This window comes from Pseudomonas saponiphila (assembly GCF_900105185.1).
GTDB lineage: Bacteria > Pseudomonadota > Gammaproteobacteria > Pseudomonadales > Pseudomonadaceae > Aquipseudomonas > Aquipseudomonas saponiphila.
Genome location: NZ_FNTJ01000001.1, coordinates 4203984 through 4228534, shown reverse-complemented (window position 1 = coordinate 4228534; position 24551 = coordinate 4203984). Strand labels below are relative to the sequence as shown.

Annotated in this window: 43 protein-coding genes; 30 read left to right on the top strand and 13 right to left on the bottom strand. The window is 58.3% G+C overall.

The window, feature by feature from the left end; translation table 11 throughout:
- Nucleotides 1–155 precede the first annotated feature (155 nt).
- The 13 genes from istB to BLV47_RS19790 form a co-directional block, all read right to left on the bottom strand.
- A complete protein-coding gene (gene istB / locus BLV47_RS19840; RefSeq protein WP_062838242.1) occupies nucleotides 156–905 on the bottom strand; it encodes an IS21-like element IS1474 family helper ATPase IstB in 750 nt (249 codons plus the stop codon).
- Nucleotides 793–2478: an IS21 family transposase gene (istA, locus tag BLV47_RS19835; protein ID WP_062838241.1), complete on the bottom strand. Its 1686-nt coding sequence runs from the start codon at nucleotides 2476–2478 to the stop codon at nucleotides 793–795. Before istA ends, istB begins: the two co-directional genes overlap by 113 nt.
- Nucleotides 2479–2744: 266 nt before the next feature.
- Nucleotides 2745–3185, bottom strand: a complete 441-nt coding sequence (locus BLV47_RS19830) for a hypothetical protein (RefSeq protein WP_092316409.1) — start codon at nucleotides 3183–3185, stop codon at nucleotides 2745–2747.
- A 127-nt stretch (nucleotides 3186–3312) separates the two neighbouring features.
- Entirely contained in the window at nucleotides 3313–3540 is a 228-nt protein-coding gene (locus tag BLV47_RS19825) for a hypothetical protein (protein ID WP_143038302.1), read from the bottom strand.
- Complete coding sequence (locus tag BLV47_RS19820) at nucleotides 3537–3911, bottom strand: hypothetical protein (RefSeq protein WP_143038301.1); 375 nt, start codon at nucleotides 3909–3911, stop codon at nucleotides 3537–3539. Before BLV47_RS19820 ends, BLV47_RS19825 begins: the two co-directional genes overlap by 4 nt.
- Before the next feature lie 31 nt (nucleotides 3912–3942).
- The gene (locus tag BLV47_RS19815; protein ID WP_092316403.1) at nucleotides 3943–4476 is read right to left on the bottom strand and encodes an HNH endonuclease; all 534 of its coding nucleotides are present in this window, start codon (nucleotides 4474–4476) and stop codon (nucleotides 3943–3945) included.
- A gap of 551 nt (nucleotides 4477–5027) precedes the next feature.
- The gene (locus BLV47_RS19810; protein WP_092316401.1) at nucleotides 5028–5507 is read right to left on the bottom strand and encodes an Lcl C-terminal domain-containing protein; all 480 of its coding nucleotides are present in this window, start codon (nucleotides 5505–5507) and stop codon (nucleotides 5028–5030) included.
- A gap of 21 nt (nucleotides 5508–5528) precedes the next feature.
- The gene (locus tag BLV47_RS36255; protein ID WP_167365675.1) at nucleotides 5529–5669 is read right to left on the bottom strand and encodes a hypothetical protein; all 141 of its coding nucleotides are present in this window, start codon (nucleotides 5667–5669) and stop codon (nucleotides 5529–5531) included.
- 116 nt (nucleotides 5670–5785) lie between these two features.
- Nucleotides 5786–6145 carry a hypothetical protein gene (locus BLV47_RS35625; RefSeq protein WP_143038300.1) on the bottom strand — a complete coding sequence of 120 codons (360 nt, stop codon included), beginning with the start codon at nucleotides 6143–6145 and terminating at the stop codon, nucleotides 5786–5788.
- 66 nt (nucleotides 6146–6211) lie between these two features.
- Nucleotides 6212–6397 carry a hypothetical protein gene (locus BLV47_RS19805; protein ID WP_092316399.1) on the bottom strand — a complete coding sequence of 62 codons (186 nt, stop codon included), beginning with the start codon at nucleotides 6395–6397 and terminating at the stop codon, nucleotides 6212–6214.
- Complete coding sequence (locus tag BLV47_RS19800; RefSeq protein ID WP_092316397.1) at nucleotides 6394–6579, bottom strand: hypothetical protein; 186 nt, start codon at nucleotides 6577–6579, stop codon at nucleotides 6394–6396. Before BLV47_RS19800 ends, BLV47_RS19805 begins: the two co-directional genes overlap by 4 nt.
- Before the next feature lie 63 nt (nucleotides 6580–6642).
- On the bottom strand, nucleotides 6643–6864 hold the full coding sequence (locus BLV47_RS19795) for a hypothetical protein (protein ID WP_092316395.1): 222 nt from the start codon (nucleotides 6862–6864) through the stop codon (nucleotides 6643–6645).
- 433 nt (nucleotides 6865–7297) lie between these two features.
- Nucleotides 7298–8029 carry a S24 family peptidase gene (locus BLV47_RS19790; RefSeq protein ID WP_092316393.1) on the bottom strand — a complete coding sequence of 244 codons (732 nt, stop codon included), beginning with the start codon at nucleotides 8027–8029 and terminating at the stop codon, nucleotides 7298–7300.
- A gap of 90 nt (nucleotides 8030–8119) precedes the next feature.
- Here BLV47_RS19790 and BLV47_RS19785 point away from each other — a divergent pair, with 90 nt between their 5' ends.
- From BLV47_RS19785 to BLV47_RS19645, 30 genes are all read left to right on the top strand, one after another.
- On the top strand, nucleotides 8120–8329 hold the full coding sequence (locus BLV47_RS19785; RefSeq protein WP_092316391.1) for a helix-turn-helix domain-containing protein: 210 nt from the start codon (nucleotides 8120–8122) through the stop codon (nucleotides 8327–8329).
- Nucleotides 8330–8355: 26 nt separating this feature from the next.
- Complete coding sequence (locus BLV47_RS19780) at nucleotides 8356–8547, top strand: hypothetical protein (RefSeq protein ID WP_019093286.1); 192 nt, start codon at nucleotides 8356–8358, stop codon at nucleotides 8545–8547.
- A gap of 20 nt (nucleotides 8548–8567) precedes the next feature.
- On the top strand, nucleotides 8568–8786 hold the full coding sequence (locus BLV47_RS19775; RefSeq protein WP_026019993.1) for a hypothetical protein: 219 nt from the start codon (nucleotides 8568–8570) through the stop codon (nucleotides 8784–8786).
- 80 nt (nucleotides 8787–8866) lie between these two features.
- Entirely contained in the window at nucleotides 8867–9103 is a 237-nt protein-coding gene (locus BLV47_RS19770) for a hypothetical protein (protein ID WP_143038299.1), read from the top strand.
- A complete protein-coding gene (locus BLV47_RS19765) occupies nucleotides 9100–9900 on the top strand; it encodes a replication protein (protein WP_092316387.1) in 801 nt (266 codons plus the stop codon). The genes BLV47_RS19770 and BLV47_RS19765 overlap by 4 nt, the downstream gene beginning before the upstream one ends.
- Nucleotides 9893–11272 carry a replicative DNA helicase gene (dnaB, locus tag BLV47_RS19760; RefSeq protein ID WP_092316385.1) on the top strand — a complete coding sequence of 460 codons (1380 nt, stop codon included), beginning with the start codon at nucleotides 9893–9895 and terminating at the stop codon, nucleotides 11270–11272. The genes BLV47_RS19765 and dnaB overlap by 8 nt, the downstream gene beginning before the upstream one ends.
- Nucleotides 11272–11802: a hypothetical protein gene (locus tag BLV47_RS19755; protein ID WP_092316383.1), complete on the top strand. Its 531-nt coding sequence runs from the start codon at nucleotides 11272–11274 to the stop codon at nucleotides 11800–11802. The genes dnaB and BLV47_RS19755 overlap by 1 nt, the downstream gene beginning before the upstream one ends.
- Nucleotides 11799–12215 (top strand): recombination protein NinB, encoded by a 417-nt coding sequence (locus BLV47_RS19750; protein ID WP_092316381.1) that lies wholly within the window; start codon nucleotides 11799–11801, stop codon nucleotides 12213–12215. Before BLV47_RS19755 ends, BLV47_RS19750 begins: the two co-directional genes overlap by 4 nt.
- Nucleotides 12215–12826, top strand: a complete 612-nt coding sequence (locus BLV47_RS19745; protein ID WP_092316379.1) for an NUMOD4 motif-containing HNH endonuclease — start codon at nucleotides 12215–12217, stop codon at nucleotides 12824–12826. Before BLV47_RS19750 ends, BLV47_RS19745 begins: the two co-directional genes overlap by 1 nt.
- On the top strand, nucleotides 12823–13560 hold the full coding sequence (locus BLV47_RS19740) for a metallophosphoesterase (RefSeq protein WP_092316377.1): 738 nt from the start codon (nucleotides 12823–12825) through the stop codon (nucleotides 13558–13560). The genes BLV47_RS19745 and BLV47_RS19740 overlap by 4 nt, the downstream gene beginning before the upstream one ends.
- Nucleotides 13557–14204, top strand: a complete 648-nt coding sequence (locus BLV47_RS19735; RefSeq protein WP_092316375.1) for a recombination protein NinG — start codon at nucleotides 13557–13559, stop codon at nucleotides 14202–14204. Before BLV47_RS19740 ends, BLV47_RS19735 begins: the two co-directional genes overlap by 4 nt.
- A complete protein-coding gene (locus tag BLV47_RS19730) occupies nucleotides 14201–14467 on the top strand; it encodes a hypothetical protein (RefSeq protein ID WP_092316373.1) in 267 nt (88 codons plus the stop codon). Before BLV47_RS19735 ends, BLV47_RS19730 begins: the two co-directional genes overlap by 4 nt.
- Nucleotides 14464–14661, top strand: coding sequence for a hypothetical protein (locus BLV47_RS19725; RefSeq protein ID WP_092316371.1), 198 nt, complete (start codon nucleotides 14464–14466; stop codon nucleotides 14659–14661). Before BLV47_RS19730 ends, BLV47_RS19725 begins: the two co-directional genes overlap by 4 nt.
- The gene (locus tag BLV47_RS19720) at nucleotides 14658–14951 is read left to right on the top strand and encodes a hypothetical protein (RefSeq protein ID WP_092316369.1); all 294 of its coding nucleotides are present in this window, start codon (nucleotides 14658–14660) and stop codon (nucleotides 14949–14951) included. Before BLV47_RS19725 ends, BLV47_RS19720 begins: the two co-directional genes overlap by 4 nt.
- Nucleotides 14948–15385 carry a dATP/dGTP diphosphohydrolase domain-containing protein gene (locus BLV47_RS19715; RefSeq protein WP_208605282.1) on the top strand — a complete coding sequence of 146 codons (438 nt, stop codon included), beginning with the start codon at nucleotides 14948–14950 and terminating at the stop codon, nucleotides 15383–15385. Before BLV47_RS19720 ends, BLV47_RS19715 begins: the two co-directional genes overlap by 4 nt.
- Nucleotides 15382–16521, top strand: a complete 1140-nt coding sequence (locus BLV47_RS19710; RefSeq protein WP_092316367.1) for an oxidoreductase — start codon at nucleotides 15382–15384, stop codon at nucleotides 16519–16521. The genes BLV47_RS19715 and BLV47_RS19710 overlap by 4 nt, the downstream gene beginning before the upstream one ends.
- Nucleotides 16518–17183 carry a hypothetical protein gene (locus tag BLV47_RS19705; RefSeq protein ID WP_092316365.1) on the top strand — a complete coding sequence of 222 codons (666 nt, stop codon included), beginning with the start codon at nucleotides 16518–16520 and terminating at the stop codon, nucleotides 17181–17183. The genes BLV47_RS19710 and BLV47_RS19705 overlap by 4 nt, the downstream gene beginning before the upstream one ends.
- Complete coding sequence (locus tag BLV47_RS19700; protein ID WP_092316363.1) at nucleotides 17180–17440, top strand: hypothetical protein; 261 nt, start codon at nucleotides 17180–17182, stop codon at nucleotides 17438–17440. Before BLV47_RS19705 ends, BLV47_RS19700 begins: the two co-directional genes overlap by 4 nt.
- On the top strand, nucleotides 17440–17787 hold the full coding sequence (locus BLV47_RS19695; RefSeq protein WP_092316361.1) for a hypothetical protein: 348 nt from the start codon (nucleotides 17440–17442) through the stop codon (nucleotides 17785–17787). The genes BLV47_RS19700 and BLV47_RS19695 overlap by 1 nt, the downstream gene beginning before the upstream one ends.
- 395 nt (nucleotides 17788–18182) lie before the next feature.
- On the top strand, nucleotides 18183–18503 hold the full coding sequence (locus BLV47_RS19690; protein WP_092316359.1) for an MFS transporter: 321 nt from the start codon (nucleotides 18183–18185) through the stop codon (nucleotides 18501–18503).
- Between the two features lie 3 nt (nucleotides 18504–18506).
- On the top strand, nucleotides 18507–18836 hold the full coding sequence (locus BLV47_RS19685; protein ID WP_092316357.1) for a hypothetical protein: 330 nt from the start codon (nucleotides 18507–18509) through the stop codon (nucleotides 18834–18836).
- Nucleotides 18837–19100, top strand: a complete 264-nt coding sequence (locus BLV47_RS19680) for a hypothetical protein (RefSeq protein WP_092316355.1) — start codon at nucleotides 18837–18839, stop codon at nucleotides 19098–19100.
- A gap of 22 nt (nucleotides 19101–19122) precedes the next feature.
- Entirely contained in the window at nucleotides 19123–19365 is a 243-nt protein-coding gene (locus BLV47_RS35620; protein WP_143038298.1) for a hypothetical protein, read from the top strand.
- Nucleotides 19365–19559 (top strand): hypothetical protein, encoded by a 195-nt coding sequence (locus BLV47_RS19675; protein ID WP_092316353.1) that lies wholly within the window; start codon nucleotides 19365–19367, stop codon nucleotides 19557–19559. The genes BLV47_RS35620 and BLV47_RS19675 overlap by 1 nt, the downstream gene beginning before the upstream one ends.
- Nucleotides 19560–19573: 14 nt before the next feature.
- Nucleotides 19574–19753 (top strand): hypothetical protein, encoded by a 180-nt coding sequence (locus tag BLV47_RS19670; protein WP_092316351.1) that lies wholly within the window; start codon nucleotides 19574–19576, stop codon nucleotides 19751–19753.
- On the top strand, nucleotides 19750–20184 hold the full coding sequence (locus tag BLV47_RS19665; protein ID WP_092316349.1) for an Ntn hydrolase family protein: 435 nt from the start codon (nucleotides 19750–19752) through the stop codon (nucleotides 20182–20184). Before BLV47_RS19670 ends, BLV47_RS19665 begins: the two co-directional genes overlap by 4 nt.
- A gap of 9 nt (nucleotides 20185–20193) precedes the next feature.
- Complete coding sequence (locus BLV47_RS19660) at nucleotides 20194–20793, top strand: hypothetical protein (protein WP_092316347.1); 600 nt, start codon at nucleotides 20194–20196, stop codon at nucleotides 20791–20793.
- 2 nt (nucleotides 20794–20795) lie between these two features.
- A complete protein-coding gene (locus BLV47_RS19655; protein ID WP_092316345.1) occupies nucleotides 20796–22280 on the top strand; it encodes a terminase large subunit in 1485 nt (494 codons plus the stop codon).
- 2 nt (nucleotides 22281–22282) lie between these two features.
- A complete protein-coding gene (locus BLV47_RS19650) occupies nucleotides 22283–23671 on the top strand; it encodes a DUF4055 domain-containing protein (protein ID WP_092316342.1) in 1389 nt (462 codons plus the stop codon).
- Nucleotides 23672–23791: 120 nt separating this feature from the next.
- The gene (locus BLV47_RS19645; RefSeq protein WP_092316340.1) at nucleotides 23792–24550 is read left to right on the top strand and encodes a DUF6651 domain-containing protein; all 759 of its coding nucleotides are present in this window, start codon (nucleotides 23792–23794) and stop codon (nucleotides 24548–24550) included.
- Nucleotide 24551 lies beyond the last annotated feature (1 nt).

Below are 24551 nucleotides of genomic sequence, written 5' to 3'. Positions count from 1 at the left end.
TGCACGGTAAGAAGGGCAATCGCCAGCGTGTCTGGGAGGCTATGCGTGTCATTCGAGATGGCTGCGGATTTCGGTGAACGTGACCGAGCGTTTCGCTAATACGTGACCGGTGCTTCCACCCCGGTTGCGCGGGTTCTGGATTGTAATCGCATCGGTCACGATGCGGCTTGTTCCTCGGCTTTTTTTCGGCGCAGCGACTCGCCTTTCATCGTCAGTCGGTAGGCGTTGTGCACCAGGCGGTCGAGGATGGCATCGGCCAGGGTCGGGTCGTTGATCCAGCCGTGCCAGTGCTCGATGGGCAGTTGGCTCGTCAGGATGGTGGAGCGGCTGCCAGCGCGGTCGTCGATCACCTCCAGCAGGTCATGCCGGGCTCCTTCCTCCAGCGGGGCTAGCGCCCAGTCGTCCAGCACCAGGACGTCGACCTTTGCCAGCTGTTGCAGGGTACGGCCGAAGCTGCCGTCGCCATGAGCGATGCGCAGTTGTTCCAGCAGGCGCGGGGTGCGCAGGTACAGGGTGCTATAGCCCTGGCGGCAGGCCTGGTTGCCCAGGGCGCAGGCCAGCCAGGTTTTGCCGGCACCGGTCGGGCCGGTCAGCAGCAGGTTGTGCTGCTGGCGGATCCAGTCGCCACTGGCCAGGGTGGCGATCAGACGCTCGTCCAGGGCGCGTCCGGTGCGGCGGTCGAGATCTTCCAGGCAGGCGTTGGCGTACTTGAGCTTGGCCTTCTTGCGCAGCCGTACCAGGCGCTGGTTGTCACGCCAGGCCAGTTCGCGGTCGAGCAGTAGGCCGAGGCGTTCATCGAAGCTCAGGCTGTGGCTGGCCGGCAGCGTCCATTGCTCTTCCAGGGCGCGGGCCATGCCGTCCAGGCGTAGCTGGTGCAGTTGATTCAGGGTGTGTTGCGGCATCATCGAACAGCTCCTGTTGCGGGGGTTGGTAGTAGTCGGCGCCACGGACGTTCTCGTGGTCGCCGGGTAAGGTCGTTTCGGCGGCACGCTGGGGCAGCGGCTGTTGATCCAGGCCTTGCTGGAGCAGGTTGCGCACGCTGCGCCCGGTGAAGGCGCGCAGGTGTACGGCACGTTCGGCAGCGGCTTCCAGGCGTGCATTGCCATAGCGCCGGGCCAGCGAGAGCAGGCCGAGGCAGGCGCGGTAGCCCATCTCCGGGTGCGGCTTGTGGGTCAGTTGGTGATCGATCAGTTGGCGCGTGTAGGGGCCGATCCGCGCGCCCCAGTCGAGCAGGCGTTGTGGCGTCCATTCGCGATGCGCCTGGTGCGCCGCGGGCATGTGCTCGCGCTGGGTACTGTAAGCGCCGCGTCGCCCCAGCAGCAGGTGGCTGGCCACCCGCCGGTTGCCATGCAGCACTTCCAGGGTGTGTGCCGTCAGTCGCACGTCCACGTTCTGCCGGGCCAGGGCGGAGGGCACGCTGTAGAAGCTGCCATTGACCTCGATGTGGTAGTCGATGCTGACCTTGCAGCGCTTGAAGGTGGCGACCTCGTAGGGATGCACCGGCAGCGCTCGCAAGGCCGGGCGATCCAGGCGCTCGAACCAGTCGCGCCGGCAGCCATCGAGCCGCTTGAACGGGCGCCGATTCAGATCCTCCAGCAGCTCGGCGATGGCCTGGTTAAGCGCATGCAGGCTGAAGAACTGCCGATGGCGCAGCCGCGCCATGATCCAGCGCTCGACCACCTGCACCGCCACCTCGGCCTTGGCCTTGTCCTGAGGCTTGCGTGGCCGTGCCGGCAGGATCACCGTCTGGTAATGACGCGCGCACTCCAGCGTGGCCCGGTTCAGGCCCGGCTCGTAGCGATCCGGCTGGGCGACCAGGGCGCGCGGATTGTCCGGCACAACCATTTCCGGCACGCCGCCAAAGTAGGTCAGAGCCTGGCCCAGCGAGGTCAGCCAGTCCACCTGGGTTTCGCCTGGCGTCGCGCAGGCATAGGTGTAATTCGAGGCGCCCAGGGCGGCGACGAAGATGTGCGCCCGGCGCACTTCGCCGGTGGCCGGGTCGACCACCGGCAGCGTCGGCCCGGCATAGTCGATGAATAGCTTCTCGCCCGCACGGTGCAGCTGACGCATCGAACGTTTGAGCGTCTGGGCGTAGCGCCGGTAGTGCTCGACGAACTGGGTGTAGCGGTAGGTCGGCTGGCCCGCATGCGCGGCGAGATATTCCTCCCACAGCAGCTGCAAGGTCACGCCCTTGCGTCGCAACTCGCGGTGGATGCTCAGCACATCGGGCAGCACTCGCTCACCGCGCGGCTTGTTCGTCGACGTCGGTGCAAACAAGGCGGCCGCCAGCGCGGCCTCGTCCATGGCCACCAGCGCCGGCCAGTCCAGCCCGGCCACCCGCGCCGCCGCGATGTACTTGCTAACCACGCCCTTGGACAGCTGCAAGGCACGGGCAATCTTCTCGTGGGACAAGCCGGCCTCAAACTTGAGGCGCAGACATTCTTTGATGTTTCGCATGGCTACTCGCGGCGCCGCCATCTTCCTCTCCCGAAATCGGTCGAGGATGGCGGCGCATCAGGTCATGCGCAACGAAGGGGAAGGCTTTCGCTAAGTCGTGACCGGCGATTTCGGTAAGCCGTGACCACCTGTTTCGGAACAGGCGGAAAATCGGTCACGTTGCTACCGAAATGAGCGGTCACGCGTTAGCGAAATGACCGGTCACGATCAACCGAAACGGCCGGTCACGGTGCTCCGAAATCCGCACGATTGCTCTCCGCGCCACCGGAGAGGGGCGCTGTAAGTGTTTAGGAAGTGACGCGATCAGCCAAAGCGCTGGCGAGCATCAGAAGAGAGAGGAGGGTTAGAGCACAGAAGGAACCGCGCCATATCAGCAGGCGGCGAGCGCGCTGGCGGGATGTCATGGGGCATGCCTGCCTTCGCCATTGCATTTGTGACAGGTGTACGTAGAGGCGTGGTACGGGCCTTGAAAGCGAATAAGGCCAGATCCTTTGCAGACCCCAACATGCAACTTTGTTGCGCTCTCGCTCAAGCTGTTTGCGGAGGTCGGCCAGCTCGCTGTCGCGTGGGTCGCCTGCTGGAACGTGGAAGGCCATTCCGATGCTCTCTGCCCATCCCACAACATCACCTGCGATTGCTCGGATCTGCTCAGGCGTTGCGGTTACGCCGTGCTCGTCGAAGGCCTCTGCAAGGCCCTCGGCGTAGTAGTCAGTCTTTGAATAGCTCATGGCATCCTCGCAATGATCACTCCGCGCCGGATATCGATGCGCAGCGGCCTGGGTAGATCGGCGACCAATAAAAAGCCCCGCATCTGCAGGGCCCTGGCCAGTTCTTGGCAATTCTTCACAGTGATCGTCATGCGGACCTCGCAAATCGGGCCGCGAACTCAGCGTGTTCGCGCTCGAGGATTCGGTGGCGGCGGGCAACGTAGTGGCGGTGCTCTTCCAGGCTGATGGCGCCCAGGGCATAGGCCATCTCGATGGCCATATCCGTCTCGGCGTGCAGGCAGCAGGTGCTTTTGGCGATCAGCGCCTGAAACCTGGCCTCGATCATGTCCACGGCGGTTTGGTGTTTCCGGCTCATTCCCACACCACCCGCTCGGCACGCCGAGCATTGACGACCATGTGCAGGGCTTCGGCCTGCAGGACTGGCATAAAGCACTTGTCGAAGATGGCGCGGGCCAGTTCGTAGTTGCCGGCACCGACGGCCAGCGCTAGCTGCACGTCGAAGCATTCGTGCCCCGCGGCCTGGGCCATCGCCTCGCTGGCGTTCAGCGCGAAGCCAGAGATGTGGCCGTGGGATCTGGTCGCGCGTTTGTCGAAGAACGGCACAAGTTCCGATTCCATCGCCAGCACCTGGGCCACCTCGGCGGCGTCCTGCTCGTCGTACTCGGCATGTTCCGCCGGCAACTTGCTGTCGTGCCGGTCTTGGCAAATCTGCATTGCTGTTTGCATGGTCGCCTCCAAGGTGGCGGGTTACACAGCGTCAGCGGCCGTGGTTTTGGTGGAAGCCATGGCAAAACTCTGCCGACTTCCTGGCCGCTGCCGCTTCAATCAGGGTCTTGTGATAGCCGAGGTGGATATGCTTCTTGTCCACGACTATCGTGGCCTGAAATCTGTTGTAGCGATGAAGGAACACGACCCCATGCAGGCCGCTGGTGTTGCGGTGCGAAAGCCTCATGTTCCGGTTATTTTCGGTAATTGTTACAGCGCGCAGGTTGGCGGCACGGTTGTCCCGGCGATCGCCATTTATGTGGTCTATCTGCATTCCATCCGGGATAGGCCCATGGTGCAGTTCCCAAACTAGTCGGTTGGTACGGAATTGATTTCCGCCAACACGTATCACCTCGTAACCGTCGCTGTTTGCCGAGCCAGCTCGCTTTCCAGCGTACTTCCTGTTCCAGCTATTAAGAGCTTTTTGGCAATTAACCTGGTGAGGCTGCCTGGGCTTCCAGTACATAGCGCCGTTGGAGGGATCGTAATCAAGCAAACAAACAACGTAGGAGCTGTTGATGTTCATCCACACCTCCAATCTGGTGGTTCGCAATAAAGAAAGCCCCGTTGGACGTTCGGGGCTTTCTCAGATGCCGTGCTCTTGTGGGTTCCTGTTGTTTTGGGCGGGACAGTCAGCGCCAGAACGCTGGTGCCCCGCGTCTCAGTCGGGGCTTTTCTCGGATCAAGGTGGGTGGATCGGTTGGCAGTGCCGCCTTGCCTTGCGGTTCTGGCCGCACATGGCTAAGCGCTGCGCCGATCAGGAACAGTAGGAGCATGTGATTCTCCAGTTGGCTGGAAGAGCAGAGCGTCCTGAAGTCGCTGATGCTCGTTTGATGCAGGGGGCCGCTTTCGCGGTATGGACTCTTCCGCATCGGAGGTAGGCCTACGTCATGAGCTAGTCGCGGTTCACTACATGACTACCTTTCTGCCGGGTTCTATACCGAGCCGCGCGTCGGCTAGTGACTCTTTCGAAATTGGCAGGCCTACCTCCGATGCGTCCTGGCTCACCAGGGATCGGGCAGTTAGCGTGAGGCTCACGTTTGGCGCTGGTTGTTCAGAAGCAATTGAAGAATTGAATTACTGAAGGAATCTGCGGACAGGACGGACAAGACGTACGCCGTCCTTGCCGTTGTCGTCGAGCCAGCCATCTTCAAAGTCCACGGTGTAGGCGTAGTTGGCTGAGTACTGCGAGCTCGACCAGTAGTACCAATCGGTCGCAAACGATTCAGGAATGTACTGCCAGACGTGATGGAGCTCCCCAATGGATGGCAGATAGAAGTCCTTGTGTCCGTCGGCTGTGTAGCCAGCGGCCTCAATGGCGGCAGGGTGCTTACCTTCGCGCTCGATCATCACCGCCGTATTTGCTCGGCCATCAGTGCGGCTTTCAGCCTTCACCGAAACACCATAGTCGCCGTACTGATGGCGCCCAGGAACGTCTTCCGCTGCGAAGATGATGTGGCAAAGACCTTCTGGATACTGACGAAGACCGCCGTAGATGCCGCCCTGACCTGGCCAGATTTCGCCGATAGCTGGTGGAGTGTTCTTTTGTGCGCTCATGTTGGTATTCCTTTCGTAAGGTTAGGCGTTGCGCGCTTCGGCCATCGCCGCGTCGCGGGTATTTGCTGCGAGATCTGCTGCCCAGAACCGACCAGCCTGGACGTGGGCGATGATGTCGCGGTTCGCAGACCGGGCTTTCTGTACGAGTGCTTGCTTGGTCATGGTCCTGCTCCGTTCGTGGCTTTCGAATGCCTCCAGGGGTTGTGGAGGCATTTGTAAAACCAGGGATGAATCAGCATCCCTCGGCCCGGGCTCGCTGCTGGCGACAGGCCTCCGGCTTAAAGCGCTTGCTCGATTTTCTCTTCAACTCGCCGATCAACCAGATCAGCAATCTTGAATGATTCGTCGCTGCTGTAATGCGGGTTGCACTCTGAGCAGTGCGCAGCCACTTCAATCTCTGCTACCAGTTGCATCAGTGACTGGACGCGCAAGCATGATGGGCATTGGAGTGATTCGGCGGATTTCTTCTTGACCAGCTTGATACAGCATTTCGCAGCGTCTTCCTTTTCACTATGGAAGTCGTTGCAGACATCACACGACCAGCCCTCATCGACTGCTGGCTGACAGCAGCTTTCCGCCTCGTGATAGAACTCGTGGACCTCGCAACACGATCCACATTGATAAGCTTTTGTGGGCATATCCTCGCCCTCCAGGGCGGTTGATTTCCCGTCTGGCCCTGTCGCCAAGGCCAGCCAGTGAAATCGTCATGCTGCGAACAGCTCTTGCTGCTCAGGCACCGGCATCAGGTAGGCCACCAGTTGCTCAGTCGGCCATTCCGTGACGTCCGTCCAGTCGGGATGCATGACCTTAAACACCGTAGGGTGCAGCCATTGGCCTTGCTTGTTGTACGGGCTTATGCAGAACTTGAAGCCCTGGTCGCGCAGGCTCATGCGGCCTCCTTGCAGTCGGCGGCTGTCATGCGCTGCCCATCTTCCATCTCGACCACACACACGCCGTTGCGGTAGCCGCGTTCGGTGTTGAGCCGGTTCGCTTCGCGAATGCAGGCGCCCAGGTCGCTGTCGGTGAACAACTGCAGCTCGCCGCGCAGGGTGATTCGAATGACCTTGTTCATCCTGTGTTCCTCCAGTGGATTCCCAAAGCACCCGGTCGCCCAGGTGCTTCAGTGAATCGCCGGTCATGCAGCGCGAGCCAGTTCCGCCTGGGCCAGCAGCTCAGTCACAGCCTCGGACGGGGTGCAGCTATCGGCGTAAAGGTCATGCAGGTCGCTTTCTTCCTGCGAGCCCAGCGCGACCTCGTGACCGAGCAGCTCGGAAGCCTTGTCGATCCAGCGGTAGTAGATGCGCTCTTGAGCGTCTTCGCGGCATTCATCAGCCGCCATGGTTGCCATGTTGAACATCGTGAATCCCTCCGGTTGATTTCCCAGATGCCACTCGTGGAATGGCACCTGGTGAAATCCCGGGCTCGCGACTGGCGACAGCCCTGGGCTTCCTCTCGTTGTTGACTCCGGCCGCGGACCTCCCCGCCAGATAACTGATTACGGTGCTTTACGCTGCACACCCGGGTCAGTTGCCAACCCTCTGAACCGTTGAGGCCGGTTCATCGCTGCCTTCGAATCTAGGCCGGTGGTGATCCGGCAAGGGGTGTCGCTAAAGAGCGGCGGGTCTCTTGAGGCCCTTCGCAGGGACTGTGTCGCTGCGATGGGTGTGAATTTAGAAAACTAAACAGATTGCGTCAAGCGAAAAATTTAGGAATCTAAACTTTCTTTTCGTGCGAATTTAGTCGGGGCGAAAAAAAGCCCGCAAATCGCGGGCTTATGGGGGAGGGAGAGGCTATCTCTTGCGTGGGGACCTGCGAACGGTTGACCACCAGAATACGCGACCGAGCATGTTGGTCTCTTCGCGCCAGGATTCAGCAGTCATAATCTCATCAGGATAATCATCGCCGTTCTCGCTGCTGATCCTTATAGAACCCTGGGGGAGGCGATAGAGGTATTTCACTCTGAGCATTCCGCCATGATTGAAAGCATAGATCTCGCCATCAATGATTGATGTATCGCTCATATCAAATCCGATTGCCGCGCCATCCATGATCAGGCGCTCCATGCTTCGGCCTTTGACTCTTGCAACGGCGGCGCTGGCGCAATCAACACCCGCTGCGCGCAGCGTTGCATTACTGAACCGCAGCTTCCGATCTGCAACCTCTACGACTTCCGTCATACCGTCTCCGCCGGCAAATTCGACTTCAGCGTAGTAAGGCACTTCGCAATCATCTTCGTCTAGTGGGTCGCCCTCATCCCATACGGAAAGATCACCAAGGAGCTCAAGGTTTGCTTCTGGCGCTCCAGGGTTTCCTATTTCAGGTTCGCCACGGCCAGTGGCCAGCCACTCAGGTGAACACTTCAATGCCTTGGCTAAGGCCAGCAGGTTTTTGCCAGTGGCGCCGTTTATCCCGTTCACCCAAAAGCTGATGGTGCCCTTGGAGGCCCCAGTCGCTTTGTGAAGGGCTGTTGCATTTAAGCCTTGGGCCTTCATGCGTGCCTTGAGTCTGTCTTTGAATTCCATATTTAGGATTCTAAACGTCAGCTTGTTTAGATACCTTGCCTTCTCATGTTTAGATCTCTAAACTCCGATTCATGTAACCGGAGAACCAATATGACCTATGACGACGCCCTGAAGCACTTCGGCTCTGGCAAAGCGATTGGTGACGCGCTTGGAGTGACCGGAAGCCGCGTTTCTCAGTGCCGCGCCGCGGGTGGCTTCTCGTACCCAATGCAATGCGTTCTGGAGAAGGAATCAGACGGGGCCCTCAAGGCCGTTCGTTCTGACGATCCGACCCAGGCGCAGAAGAACACCGCCGCTTAACCCTTTCTGAAAACCAGGAGTAACGCATGTACGACAACAACCGCCACCTGAAGGATCGGGAAATCAAGTCTCGTTACGACGATGAGACTTATGAGGCTTTGAAGGCCGTGGCGCGACTTCACAAGCTGCAACTCGCTGTCTTCGTCCGCATGTGCGTCGAGGAGAAGCTGGAAAGCATCGTTGAGCAAGATGTTACCGCTCCACGCCACATGGCCTGAAGTCCCTAAAGGAGGCCTCTGTGCCCGAAACCACGATCTGCCATGGGATCGATGGGCATCTCTACGAAAAGCTTGAGCGGCTGGCAAAGAAAGAAGGCGTCACGCCAGAGCAGTACGCAGCGAGCTTGGGAAGGGAAGCGCTGATCGAGAAGACCAGGCCAAGAGGAGCCCGAAAAGTACGGCTCCTACCAGTAACAAAGCGAGATCCCGAAAGGGACTCAAAAGGCCCTGAAAAGTGATGCAGAGGGGCTGAAAAGGCCGCCCGAATTCTGGGCACAAAAAAGCCGGGATTGCGCCCCGGCTAATTCGATACCACCTGATGGACACGATTATGCATATACAGAACGATTCAGGCAATAGCCACCCAAATGTGGCGACACGTTTTGCTGATTCTGAAAACGTGTCGCACGTTCAGAGCTTCCACCAGTCAGCAGCGATGTACGCCGCTCGCATGGTGCGCTTTCAGTACACCCGCGATTCCAAGACCAAGTTCCGGCGCGAATGCCTGGATCACTTGAAGGCCTCTCTCAATACGGCGAAAGGAAGCGCGGCATGAGCAACATCATCCAACTCAATTCACGATCTCCCGGGGGATTCACCCGGATGGACAACGACCTTTACGAGGCCCTGATACGGGCCGATCTATCGGGGCGCGAGCTTCGTGTTGCCCTGGCAATCCATCGTCAGACGGCTGGCTACAACCTGGAAAGCGCACGTATTGCCGCTTCCTTCATCGCTGAGATGGCCGGCATTCATCGCGAGGACGTTTCCCGCATCATCGGTGAGCTTTTGCGTCAGCGCGTCATATACCGCAACGGAGGCAGCAAGGCGCCTATCGGTATTTCGCCTTCGCATGAGTGGAGAATCGACGCTAAAAACAACCGTAAAGCTGAGAAGAAACCAACGCCACAGTGTGGCGTTTCCACCACGTCCTTAGTGGCGTTTCCACCACACAATAAAGACATAAATACAAATATTACTCCTGACGGAGTAGTCGTTGACGCCGAGCGCCAACCTGATCAACCCGAAAAGATTTCTCGGCAGAAGCCGGCCATGGAGTCTTGCCCGTATCAGGCCATTGTCGACTTGTACCACTCAGCGCTGCCTGAGCTGCCAGCGGTGGCAATCCTGAACGATGGCCGCAAGCGCTCCCTGCAAGCCCGGTGGCGCGAGAGCGAAGTACACCGCGACCTGCAGTTCTGGGCTGAATACTTCTTCCAGGTCAAAACCTCTGACTTCCTGATGGGCCGGGTACCTGGCCGCCATGGCTCCAAGTCATTTCGCGCCACGTTCGACTGGCTGATTGCCCCGAGCAACTTCGTGAAGGTCGTGGAGGGCAATTACAATGCGTGATCCTTACAGCATCGAGGCCGAACACGGCCTGCTGGGCGCGATGATGCAGCGCCCTGAGCTGATCGACACCCTGAGCGACGACCTATCAGCCGAAGCGTTTTACTTCCCTGAGAACGCTGAGGTTTACCGCGGCATCATGGCTGTTCGGTCTGCTGGCAAGTCTGTGGACTTCCTGACGGTTTCTGACCAGATCACTTGCTTGCCCAACGGCGACAATGCGCTGGCCTACTGCGCCGAGATTGTGAAGAACACCCCAAGCGTAGCGAGTGCCGCGACTTACGCTGGGATTATTCGGGAACGTGCCATTGACCGGGCGCTGTACGACCTGGGCAGCCATGCCATGGACATCTCCCAGAGCGACCAGGATACCCAGGCCAAGATCTCCGCGATTCAAACGGCAGCGATGGCCATCGACAGCGGCTCTGGTGCTGACGAAGTGGTGAAAGCCTCTGACGTGCTGGTTGACCAGCTTGAAGTCTGGCAAGAGCGTCACGACCGCCATGCAAGCGGACAGACGCTGATCGGCCTTTCTACTGGACTGGATGACCTGGACGAAAAGCTGGGCGGTCTGCAGCCAGAGCAATTGATCATCGTTGCTGGCCGTCCAGCCATGGGCAAAACAACCTTGGCCATGGGCTTTGTTGTTGACGCTGCTGTGCGCCAGGGCAAGTCGGGCTTGGTTGTGAGCCTGGAGATGAGCAAGGGCCAGCTCATTGACCGCGCCACAGCCTCAGAGGGCCGTATCCCGCTCAACCTGATCAAGAACGGTACTGCATGCCAAAGCCATGGTGAGAGCCTAGGCATGGCCGTTGCCAAGCTCAAGAAAGCCAAGCTGTTCATCGCTGACCGCGCCGGGGCCACCGTTGGCCGAATTCGCTCACTGGCCCGCCGGCACAAGATGCGTTACGGCTTGGACATTCTGATGATCGACTACCTGCAGCTGATGGAAGGCGAGGGCGGAAACCGTACTGAAGAGGTCAGCAGTATCAGCCGTGGCTGCAAGCTACTTGCTCGGGAACTGGGTGTTCCAGTTGTCCTGCTGAGCCAGCTTTCCCGCAAATGTGAAGAGCGCCCCAACAAGCGCCCAGTACCTTCCGACCTTCGCGAATCCGGCGCCATCGAGCAGGACGCCGACGTGATCCTGTTTGTCTACCGCGATGAGGTCTACCACGAGAACAGCGACTCGAAAGGCGTTGCTGAAATCATCGTTGGCAAAGGTCGCGACGTTGAAACAGGGACCGTTCGGGCGGCTTTCCTGGGCCAGTACAACCGATTTGAAAACCTTGCCGCTGGATGGAAGCCGGAGCCTATTGAGGCCCCCGCAAAAGTCACCCCACTTTCCAAGCGCTATGCGAGCAAGGAGCGTTTCTGATGACTGACTACACCGAACTGAAGCGGCTGGTAGATGGCTGTAAAGAATCGAACTGCGCAGATGCAGAAGACTTCGGACGGAGGATTTCCGACCTGTACGACTATCTCGACCCTGAGACGGTTGCAGAAATGGTCGCCGAGATTGAGAGCCTTAGAGGCCCGCATGACTGGCTGGCTGAAGACCTGATCAAGGAGCTGGGCGATAACGCCCAGGCGTTTCAGGAAAACTCGGACCATGGCGACAACGATCCATTCGCCATTGTTCTTTTGGCGGCGGCATCGCGCATCCGCAGACAGGAAGCGAGCATCGCCCAGCTCAAGGCCGAGAACGAACGCCTTGAGGGTGCACTTGAGTTCAAGGCCATCGACGCGAAGACCTACAAGGAGGCTTCTGAGCGTTTCCAGGCCGAGAACAAGGCGCTGCGCCAAGCTCTCAAGCCGCTGCTTGAGCATTGGAGCGACCTTGAGCCTGGCGAGTCAATCTACGTTGATGCCGCCCGCGCCGCCCTGTCCAAGGGAGAGCAGCCATGACCAACCTCCAGATCCGCAACGAATCAGACCGCACCAAGGCGATGGGCTACATCGCCGGGCTTGACCTGGCCAAGCCCAAGAAGCTGGCCATCACTGACGTGGACCGCAGCATGGAGCAGAACAAGGCGCTGCACGCTGCTCTGGCCGATATCGCTGCCCAGGTCGAACACGCCGGAAAGAAGTGGGATGTCTTGATCTGGAAGCGCCTGCTGACCGCCGCCTGGCTGCGCGAGACGGGAGATAAGCCCCAGATGATCCCTGCGGTAGACGGCAACGGTTTCGACGTCATCTACGAGCGCACAAGCAAGCTCACCGTGAAACAGTGCGGAGAACTGATCGAATGGGTTCATGCCTTCGGTGCCGAGCACCAGGTGCGTTGGACGCAGAAAGACAACTGGGGAGGGCGGTACTGATGGCTGATATCTGGAAAGAAATTTCGTTCTGCCCTGGGTACGAAGTCTGTTCATCTGGATTGGTGCGCAGCAAGGATCGGATGGTTTTTCAAGCGGGCAGCCAAAGATCGTCAGCTTGTGAAAGATTCCTGTCTGGCAAAGTGCTTAAGGCGTTTCCTGTCAAGAGAACTGGTTACTTGCAGGTGTCTCTATCTAAAAAGGATAGGCGCTCTGTTCATCAGCTTGTAGCTCTAGCCTTTTGCTCTGGGTTCAAAGAAGGCCTGATCGTCAATCACAAAAATGGCATTCGCACAGATAACCGAGCAGAGAATCTTGAATGGGTAACGCACTCCGAAAATGTTGCCCATGGGTTCTCTAATAACGGACGAAAGGCCAATGGCCTTGGAAAGTTTGGCTCTGCAAGCAAAGCCTCGAAAGCAGTCATCGCGACTGAAATTGCTACTGGCGCAGAGACATTTTTCCAAAGCGGAATGGATGCAGTTCGCGCTGGATTTTCTAGCTGCAGCATTAGCCGCTGCTGTGCTGGGAAGATCAAATCTCACAAAGGCCATACATGGCGCTTTTGCGAACCTAAGGGCCAGATGCCCGAGCAGTGGGAGCAAGCAGCATGAGCCAGATAAAGAGATTTAAGCTCAACACTGCAGGCCGAGATTTCGCGGTTGGCGACATTCACGGGCACTTCACTCGGTTGCAGTCGGCGCTGGAGACGATCGAATTCGATCCTGCGGTTGACCGGCTTTTCAGCGTTGGTGACTTAGTTGATCGCGGACCAGAGTCGCTTGATGTAGATGAATGGGTTCTCCGCAAGCCTTGGTTTCATGCGGTTCGGGGCAACCACGAGCAGATGACGATTGATTCGCATACGGCTGGGCGCGCCAGTGATCAGTGCGGGATGCACTTCATCAACGGTGGCCAATGGTTTTACGGGCTTTCCAGCGTGGAGCAGGGCTGCTACGCAAGCATCCTTCAGGACTTGCCTCTGGTGATTGAGGTCGAGACGGCTCATGGCCTCATTGGGATCGTTCACGCCGATGTGCCACGTGATAGCTGGGAGGAGATGTTGAAAGCGCTCGCTGGCCCGACTGCTGAAGCTGAACACACTGCGGCGATGCTTCAATGGTCAAGGAAGCGCATCACTGAAGAAAACACTGGAGGCGTGGCTGGCATAAGGGCTGTGATCGTAGGTCATACGCCGCTGCGGCAGCCCGCGATCCTCGGCAACGTCTACCACATCGACACAGCTGGTTGGATGGACGGACATTTCACTCTGCTGAACCTCCAGACACTCGAATGCATTCCCCCGGTAAATCCAAAGCTCCACTGGGATTGGGAGGAGCGTGCATGAGCCTCACCACCAAAAAAACTAAGCCCAAGACCTGCAAGAACCCTGCATGCGGGGCCTCATTCGTCCCCACATTCTCGAGAGCTCAAAAGGTCTGCAGTTGGGCCTGCGGCCTGGCGATCAAGGACGTGAACCAGGAGAAGGCGCGCAAGTCGCTGGCCCTGATTGAGCGCAAAGAGATCCAGGTTCGCAAGGAGGCCCTGAAAAGTCGCACTGACCACCTCAAGGACGCCGAGAAAGCAGTCCGCGATTACCGGCGCACCTACGAGCTGAGCATCGGCAGTGGGTGCATCAGCTGCGGTGAGTCGCAGGAGTCGATCCTCGCAGCCCAGGGGTGGAAGACCGGCGGGGCATTTGATGCCGGCCACTTCCTCGGCAAGGGAGCCCGGCCAGAGTTGCGCCTGGAGCCGACCAACATCTGGCTTCAGTGCAAAAGCTGTAATGCCGGCTCATCCAAATACGCCCGCAAAGGCATAACGGTTTCGCAAGGATTCCGCGACGGGTTGATCGCGCGCATTGGCCTGGAAGCGGTCGAGGCTCTTGAGGCAGACCACGCGCCACGCAAGCACGAAACAGAACAGCTAAAAGCCATCACCGCCGAATACCGGACAAAGCTCAAAGAACTCAAGAAGGGGCAGGCAGCATGACCCAGATTGCGCAAATCACTGGCGGTGCAAGCAGGCCATCAAGGGGCTGGCTTAAGCCGATGTTTCCCATTACAGGCAAAGCCCACTACTACAGCCAGGACAAGGCTTACCCGGCCATCACTTCGCACGGACGTGCGTACTTCTGGCGCTCTCTGTGCGGTATCGATGCAGTCAGCACGGACAAGATGCCGATGTTTGAGCCTGGAAACTGGGATCGCTGCAAGAAATGCGAACAGAAGCTATCTCGGAGGAGCGCGGCATGAACTGGAAGCCAGTCAGCAAGAACTGCATTTCATCCGATGAGGGCTACCTGATCAGCAAGTACGCCCTGGCGGTCGGCCACGCCTACGTGGTCCGTTGCCCGAAAGGGAAAATCCTGCACTCGGGCAAGGAACTGGACAAGGCGAAGGCGGCATGCATCGACCATTTTGAATCGAAACAGGGGAAGGCAGCATGAGCCCTGAACTGCAAGTTCCGATTGTATTCGTCTCAGCGTTCTTTCAGGTGTTCCTGCTTGGGCTGAATAGCAAGCTCTTGCGCGACGACAAGATCATCGCCGGATTCTTCGTGAGCTGGATGATCACCTTGGCGCAGTTCGCCTACATCTGGGCGGTAGCGCATTCAAACATCTCCACCGGTTACTTCCTGATCGTCTCCGGCTTCGGTGGATCGATCGGCATTACGGCGGCCCAGTTCTTCTACCGCTGGTATGACTCAAAATTCCACCGCAAAGGGGCAGCAGCATGACCGATACCAAGCCGACCAACCCAAAAGACCTGATCGGTAGCGGGAAGTTGCCGCTGCACCTTTGGCCAGTAACTGCCACAGCGCTTGGAAGCCTGGGCCTTCTTGATGGAATGCTGAAGTACGGTCGTTCGAACTTCCGCGCCGTCGGTGTTCGCGCCTCGATCTACTACGACGCAGCCAGTCGGCACCTTAATGCATGGTTCGAAGGGGAGGCTGTCGACCCTGACAGCGGCCTCCCGCATTTGGCTCATGCGCTTGCTTGCCTCGCAATCATTGTCGACGCAGAGGCTGCTGGAAAGCTCAATGACGACCGAATGCACCCTGGCGGCTACAGGCAGTTGATCAATTCGCTTACGCCTCATGTCGCGCGACTGAAAGCGATTCACGAAGACAAAGAACCGACGCACTACACCATCGCCGGAGCCGCACAATGAATGAGCAAAAGGTCACCGACGAGCAGATCATAGAAGCGCTTGAGACAATGACCCATGCTGCCGCGGCAGAGCATTTGGGTCTGCACCCAAGAACTCTGTCCAAGCGCAAGGCGAGGATGGCGCTGCGTGGGCACATCCCGGAAATGCATATCGAGACGAAGCTCCCGCCGTTTCTGAAGATCAAGGGCACGTCCCAGCTCATGCGCCGCGGTGAGGCTGAGCCGTTGCTCTCTTGGGTAAAGACCAATACCGATACCGAAGCATTAGAGGCCCTCATTCGGGCCTCATGTGAAGCCGCGGTCAAGGACTTGCCCCAGGTACAGCCGCGTCCCTTCGCTGGCACCTACCTGCCCGACCTGATGACGGCTTACCCAATTGGGGATCCTCATTTCGGGGAATACATATGGGCCGAGGAATGCGGGGAGGACTGGGACCTGAGCATCGCCGAGCGCACTCACTGCGCCGCCATGGCCTCATTGGTAGATTCGGCGCCGGCAACTGAGACGGCAATCATCGTGAACCTCGGTGATGCTGCGCACTATGACTCCATGGCAGCCATTACCCCGCGCAGTGGGCATCACCTCGACGCAGACAGCCGCTACGCAAAGATGGTGGACATCCTCATCCTAGCCATGCGCCAGTGCGTTGAGTCGGCCCTGACGAAGCACAAGAGCGTCCACGTCGTGCACGTCATCGGCAACCATGACGAAACCGGTGCCGTGTGGTTGAGCCGACTGTTTGCCCATCTCTACGCCAATGAGCCGCGTGTCACCGTCGAAACCTCGCCAAGCGTTTTCAGCTATTACCGTTGGGGCAACAACTTGATCGGCATGCACCACGGTCACACCAGCAAAGCTGACAAGCTTCCAGGCGTCATGGCCACCGATCGTGCCAAGGACTGGGGGGATACAGAACATCGCTATTGGTGGACAGGCCACATTCACCACGAAAGCAAAAAGGAGTACCCAGGCTGCACAGTCGAGTCTTTCAATACGCTGGCACCAGGTGACAGTTACGCCCACGCCGGCGGCTGGAGATCGCGCCAGAACATGAAGGCCATCGTTCTTCACCGCCAACACGGAGAAGTGGCCCGTCACACCGTACATCCCTCAATGTTGAAAGAGGTGGCAGCATGATCTATCGCAACGTGATATCCGCTGTTGTTCGGGCTCTGGCCGCCGAAACCATCAACTCGGCCGGTGGGTGCGACTTTGAGCCAAAGGTGCAGGCCAGCAAGCTGAAAGGTGAAATCACAGGCAAGGATGCCGCGTTGCTGATCGATTGCATGGTGCACAAGGTTCTCCATGCGCAACTTTCGCCGCGGCACTGGAATGCCCTGACGGCCAAGTTCAGCACTCACAACGGGCGCAAAATTGAGGCGACAGGCCGCTTGGTGGCAATCGTTACCAGCCCAGCGCCGGCACTTTTCACCCGCAAGGCCGTGACAGCCTGGGCCATCCCTCAGATCAAGGGTGTGCGCAAGGAGCCTGTGAAGGCCAGGACGCCCGAGTTCGACGAAGGTGTGCCGTCATGGCGCGTGGAAGCCGCAAAGGCCGCTATCAGGCGCGCAAACGCCAAGGAAGAGCAAAAAGCAGGTTCCCGCTCCAGTGACATGATCGTTCTGGCTGATTCCAACTACGACATGAACACCTGGGACAACCAGGGAATGAGCGAGCGCACTTACCAGCTCTGGAACAAGGCCATCAAGAAGGCCCTGGAAAGTCTTGTGGATGATGCGCTGGTGGAAGCACAATTGCTGCTTGAGGCGGCCGGCGTACTTGGGGAGCAAGCGGCATGAGCGACAAGGCGCAGGAAGAGTTTGAGGTTCAGTTTCTCAATGGATTTTCAGAGAAAATGCGTATGCAGGTTTTCGAAAAAGATAGGCAAGGGAAATATTTAGGTCCGGGCATACAAGCCGAATTTGAGCGGTTTCGCATGCATCGGGCCGCCGAAGAACTCAAGACTGCGATATTCAAGGCCCTGCGCCTTGAGCGGATGGTTGCTTGGCTGAGTCATAAGCTTCAGAGATGCCACAAAAGACCAGGAAAGCCATGATGACCGACCGCGAACTGCTGGAGCTGGCGGCTAAGGCGATAGGCGGAGAGTGTCTAGAAATTGACGACCCAGCAGACCGGCTAGGGGCCAGCTTTTACGGGCCTAATGACTGGAGTAGCGGCCATTATTGGAACCCTCTTGTCGATGATGGCGATGCATTGAGGCTTGCTGCTGCGACAGGGCTGATAGTGAGTTGCGATGGCCGCGGGATAGAAGCAAAAACCGTATATGGAGCAATCCCTTCAGCATGCGCTGCAGAGAGCGAATATGGCCCTCATGACCACATGGCGAGGATACGCCGTGCAATCGTTCGTGCCGCCGCCGAGATCGGCAAAGCGATGGAATAAATACTGCTTGCTTTAAATTTCGCCATTTCGTAGTATTTATCCATCCTGTCATTCGTGCGTGTGCAGATGATGGATGATTAAAAGCCCGGCCATTGAGTCGGGCTTTTTGCTTTATGCAGATGAATGCGCAGACTGATGCGTAGTGACGACGCTGAACACCGTGGGCCCACGGGTCGCTTTCGAACTGTTCATGCCGGAGATCAGTACCGGCCATCTGCACCCATTCCAAAGCCCAGCCTTCCCGCTGGGTTTTTTGTTTTCAGCTCCTCCACACCTGTTGCGACTAGCCGGGAGTGCCGCAGGGGCTGACCTATCATCCGCTGCTCCCCAGCAGTTTGGCCGCTCACACTGCGGCCTTTTTTATTCAACACACATGCAACTGAGAGGTCGAGCGCATGGAATTCCTTCATCGCGTGCTCGACAGGGCCGAGTGGATCATTGCAGGCCTGTTTGGGGCCATCGTTGCAAGCTGGTGGCATAAAGACGACTTGACTGATTGGAGGGCCTGGGTGGTCTTCCTGATCACAGGTGTTGCCTGCGCCCTGTATCTGACCGGGATGGTAAGCGCCTACCTCGGAATCGTGGACCCCAGCAATGTGGCTGGTGTCGGCTTCCTATTGGGAGCCTTCGGTGGGTCGCTTATGACCGCCATCAACCGCGCTATCAAGTCCGCCGACATCTGGGCGCTTATCCGCTCGAAGTTCGGAGGGGGTTAATTCATGAGCCTTCAAACATTGAGCACGGCTTTTATCTCCATCATTGCTATCTGGGCGATGTGGTGCGTACTGAGCCACAAGGTGAGAGACGGTATTGTCGGCAAGATCATCTACGCAGCCATCGCTGTGTCCGGATTCGCGATTGCGACCCGCGGCGATACCGTGTTCCTCAGCCCAAGCGCCGCCGGCGTCACCTTTCACGGAGCGCTTGCATTGGCCGGCCTGAGGCACTGGTTTGTTGCCAACCACTGGCCAATGGTCAAGTCATGGCTATGCCGATACCTGCACTGTGAACAATGCCTCAACAACCTTGAGCGAAAGGAAGGTGAGTAAGTGAGCGCCACCTTTGCCAAGCTTGCGAGCATCACTTTCCCCGCATGGATTGCGAAACTCTTTAACGAGGCTCCAGCCATGTCCGAACTGCCAGTAGAACTCCCATCCGTTGCAGCACCTGCAGCTGATATTGATGAAGTTGTGTCCACTGTCGCTCCAGCGCCCGACCTGATCGCCAAACTGGAATCCATCCTGGCCGCTCTCGGCCATGAGCTCCCGGTCTTCTGGAGCGAGGCTGTAGCCCTGGCCAAAAAAGCGCTGTAACTCCATTCAAAGGTGACTCCTTGTGAAGATGGTCCTGAAGCGTGTTCCTCGTCTTGTGCATGTTCATGCCATTGGCGATGCAGAAATGATCCGGTCCCTGGCCGATCAGGAAAATTCTCGTCCGTTTGCACTTTACACCGAGCACGGCGACCTTCTCCCGGGGCAACAACGCGTTTGCATCGAGAGCCTCCCAGGTTCCTGTCCAACAGTGACTGTCACGTTCTATTTGGACGGGGATAGCCTGAAAATTCTTGGTGACTCCTGATGAACCAGACCGTTCGCCACCTCAACGTATCGGTAAAAATCGACTTCAGTCACATAGACGTTGAGCAAGTGATCAAGAGCGAACTTGATCTGCATATCGGCCAGCAGAACATAGAAGAACTGCAGGCGAAGATTGCCCAGGCATTGGCAGCAAGGATTCAGCCAAAAATCACGATTGATCCTCGCGGTTTCTAAAACTGGTGGCTCCCATGGCCAAGAAAATCTACCTCCAGGTCTATATCCCCTGGTGGTTCCGGCTCTATGCGCAGTCTGTGCACACCTTCGCCTATCTGGCTGGCCTTGAGGTCGACGCAGACAAGCTTGCGGCCCAGGCCCAGAGATCTATCAGGTATCGCGAGATCGAACCGCCGGATGAGGCCAAGCTATGACGACCATTGCCTACAAAGACGGCGTGATCGCCTATGACTCTCGCCAAACCCGTGGCGGTGCAATCGTTTCTGATGACTGCCTGAAGTGCCAGATAGTGGATGGGGTCAGCTTCTTCCTGTCGGGTGCCGTGTGCGACGAGAAAGCCCTGATTGCGGCCTACTTCGGCACTCCTTCACCAGTTCCTGTCGAGTGCTCGGGCTATGCAGTCCACGACGGCAAGCTGCTGATGGTTGGCCATGACGACAAGACGGGTGTCTGGAAGCAGGAACTCGACCCGACCAACCCTGATGCCATTGGCAGCGGTTCGGCCTACGCCCTGGCTGCCATGGATATGGGGGCAAGTGCAGAAGACGCAGTGCGCGCCGCGATGAAGCGTGACATCTACACCGGCGGTAAGGTTCGAACAGTTCAGATCGCCCGCGACCACTAAGGATTCGACATGAATATCAAGCAGCCCGACTGGGAGGCGATCGAACGAGCCTACCGGGCCGGCGCGCTTTCGATCAGGACCATTGCCGAACGCAATGGCATAAGCGACACCGCAATTCGCAAGAAGGCTAAAGCTGCCGGATGGGAGCGAGACCTTTCCGAGCAGGTGCGCAAAGAGGTTCGCAATAAGTTGGTTCGCGGCGAAGTTCGCGAAGACCAATGCGCGAACCCGGAGCGTGACGCTGAGATCATCGAAGAGGCGGCGGAAGAGGGCGCGACGGTTGTTCGCAGTCATCGCCGAGACATTCGCAAGGCCACGAACCTTGCGAACCTGCTGATGGATGATCTGCTGAATACCATTCAGCGCCGGGAAGAGATCGAAGACGAGATTGAACGCGAGACCGCCGGCGACGAAAGCGGCTTCCGTCGAAGTTCTATGCTCGCCGCAGTGGCCCTGCCAAGCAACGCCAAGACCCTTTTTCAACTGTCGTCGGCCATGAAGAACCTGCAGGTGCTCGAGCGCACTGCATTCGGCCTGGACGAGAAGGAGAAGTCCGCCGATGCCGACGAACTGTCGAGCCTGATAGACGAATTATCGAAGGACGCCTGATCATGAAGCCCGAGCACCTGAAATTGCTCCGGGACCGGTTCTGGCGGCTAAACAACCTCTACTTCATCACGGACAAGCAGGGCAAGAAGGTCCGCTTCCGCATGACGCAGGAGCAGGTCGACTACTTCCAGGGGATGCACACCCGCAACATCATCCTCAAGGCCCGGCAGTTGGGCTTCACCACGCTTGTCTGCATCGTCCAACTGGATGCTGCCCTGTTCGAAGCGGCCAAGTGCGCCCTGATCGCCCACACCCTGAACGACGCCAAGCGCCTGTTCCGGGAAAAGGTGAAGTACGCCTACGACAACCTGCCGAAAGAGATCCGAGCCGCCAACCCTGCGCGCAACGATGCCGCGGGCGAGCTGGTTTTTAGCAAGGGCGGGTCGCTGTACGTCTCGACCTCCTTCCGGGGCGGCACGCTGCGCTACCTGCATGTGTCCGAGTTCGGGAAGATCTGCGCCAAGTTCCCACACAAGGCGCGTGAGATCGTCACAGGCGCTTTCGAGGCCGTGGCTGCTGAGTGCTTTGTCACCATCGAATCGACGGCTGAGGGCCGGGCTGGGTACTTCTTCGACTACAGCCAGTCTGCCGAGAAGCAGCAACTGGCCGGCGTCCCTCTGGGCCTGCTGGACTGGAAGTTCTTCTTCTTCAGCTGGTGGCGGAACCCGCTCTATTGGCTTGATCCGACCGACGTCGTCATCCCGGACCGGCTGACCAAGTATTTCGACGACCTGGGCGCCAAGCACGGGATCGTCACGAATCCAGGCCAGCGCGCCTGGTACAGCGCCAAAGAGAAGACCCTCGGCGACGACATGAAGCGGGAGTACCCGTCGATACCGGCTGAAGCATTCCAGCAGTCGATCGAAGGAGCCTACTACGCCCAGCAGTTCACCAAGCTGTATACCGCTCAGCGCATCGGTTCGATACCAGACAACAGCCACTTGCCGGTGATGACCTTCTGGGACATCGGTGTCGGCGACTCCACGGCCATTTGGTTTGTGCGCAAGGTTGGTGAGCAGTACCACGTCATCGACTACTACGAGAACTCCGGCGAGGGCCTGCGGCACTACATGAATGTGCTGAAGGACAAGGGTTACACCTACTCAGAGCACTGGGGCCCGCACGACATCGAGAACCGTGAGTTCGGCAGCGACGCCAAGAGCCGCAAGGACATTGCCAAAGAGGGATATGTGATCGATGGCGAGCGCTACTCCATCAAGTTCCAGGTCGTTCCAAAGGCGGCCATAGATACCGGCATCGAGGCGGTGCGGGAGATCCTCCCTCTCTGCGTATTCGACGAGTCTAAGTGCGAAGAAGGCATCGGCCACCTCGAAAACTACCGCAAGGAGTGGGACGACAACCGCGGCTGCTGGAAAGACAAACCGCTTCACGACAAGACATCGCACGGCTCAGACAGCTTCCGATACTTCGCTGTGGCCAAGACTAAGCGCGTTCGCACCGCGACCCAAGAACCTCTGAGAATGTGAATATGAGTGATGACCCGAGCAAAACGCTGCCCGCAGTGGATGCCATGCGTAAAGACTGGGCCATCGTTGACGTTCTGATGGGCGGAACCCGGGCGATGCGCGAGGCCGGCAAGAAGTTCTTGCCACAATGGCCGAAGGAGGAGGCTGACGCTTACCAGGCGAGGCTGAACACCTCAACGCTGCTGCCCGCGTACAGCGAGACGGTGCAGAACATGACCGGCCGAGTGTTCTCGGACCCGATTGCCTTTTGCGATGACATCTCCAAACAGATCGAGGAGATGGCTGAGGACTTCGACAGGCAGGGCAACAATCTGCAGGTATGGGCTCAGTCACTATTCAGCACTGGGCTTTCGCACGGTCTGTGCCATGTCTTGGTCGACTATCCGCCGGCGGAGGGGCTCAAGACCAAGGCTGATGAAAAATCGGCCGGCGTCCGCCCTTATGGTGTGATCATCAAGCCAGGCCAAGTCCTTGGTTGGAGGTCAGAACCGCGTGGCGGCCAGATCTTCTTGACCCAATTTCGCTACATGGAGTCGGTCGAGGTTGATGATGGCGCCTTCGGGTGCAAGAACATCGACCAGATTCGGGTCCTGGTGCCTGGCGCATGGGCAACTTACCGCGAGGTTGAAGACGGAAAGGGCAAAAAGGTCTGGATGCTGTACGAAGAGGGCGCTACCAGCCTTCCAGTGATACCGCTGGCGACCTTCTACACCAAGCGCACAGGCTTTCTCACCGCTACGCCGCCACTGCTTGAGCTGGCGAACATGAACGTCAAGCACTGGCAGTCACAGAGCGACCAGGACAACATCCTGCATGTCGCCCGGGTGCCGATGCTTGCAGTTTCGGGGATTGATGATGGATCGCTGATCACCGTGGGCGCGGGCGCTGCGACCCTGCTGCCCAAAGACTGCGAAATGAAGTGGGTAGAACACACTGGCAAAGCGATTGAAGCCGGACGGCAGTCGTTGCAGGACCTCGTTGAGGACATGCGCCTGGCCGGAGCCAAGCTACTCCAGCGCGAGCGGCAGACTATCAAGACCGCTTCCCAGTCCGAGGAAGAGGCGGCCCAAGAGATGAGCCCGCTCCAAACCATGGCCGGCCAGCTTGAGGACGCACTTGATCAAGTCCTGCAGTTCTTCGCCTTGTGGATGGGGTTGCCGGAAGGTGGCCACGTCAAGGTCAAGGGCAACTTCGACATTGATTTCGCCCCTGAACTGACAATGCCGTTCCTGCTGAGCCTCAACAAGGCGCGGATTTTGTCTGACCAAAGCCTTTTCGAGGAAGTGCAGCGCCGCGGCTTGCTCAGCGATGAGTTGGACTGGGATGAAGAGAAGGCCAAAGTGGCCGCGCAGCCGGCAAAAGTCGCACCGCCGAACACCGCGCAGCAGTAAACAAACACCAAATTCAGCCCTGGCATCTGCCGGGGCTTTTTTATGGGCGCAATTCCGGATGGATAGCGCCGCGCCGGGCCGGATGGCTCAACAAATGGGCGGATGCCCGGAGATGCATCAATGAAACTGAAACTGGACGACCAAGGCCACGTTGTACTGCAAGACGGCAAACCGGTTTACGTGCACGACGATGGCAAGGAGGTCGCATTTGACGCTCCTGGCACCGTCAACACGATCGCCCGGCTAAACGCTGAGGCCAAGACCCACCGAGAAGGCAAGGAGGCCGCTGAGACGGCCCTGAAGGCATTCGAGGGGATCGCGGATGGCGCTGCCGCCAAGAAAGCCCTGGATATCGTGTCGAAGCTCGATCAGAAGAAGCTGGTGGATGCCGGCGAGATCGACGTGGTGCGCAACGAAATCAGCAAGGCCTACCAGGGTCAGGTTGATGAGTTGTCCGCCAAGGCCCAAGCCTTCGAAAAGCAGCTCTACGAAGAAAAGATCGGCGGTGCATTCAGTCGTTCCAAGTACATCGGCGAGAAGCTGGCAATCCCTGCAGACCTTGTTCAATCCAAATTCGGCGCCGCCTTCAAAGTCGAGGACGGAAAAACCGTCGCCTACGACCAACACGGCCAAAAGATCTACAGCCGTGCCCGCCCCGGCGAAGTCGCTGACTTCGACGAAGCAATCGAAACGCTTGTTGAGCAATACCCGCACCGCGATCACATCTTGAAAGGCTCTGGGGCTTCCGGCTCCGGTGCTCAAAACAACGGTGGGAATGGCGGTAATGGCAAGAAATCTATCTCCCGCTCCCAATTCGACGCACTTGACCCCCAGGGCAAGCATGCGCACGTCTCTGCGGGCGGTGAAGTTACCGACTGAT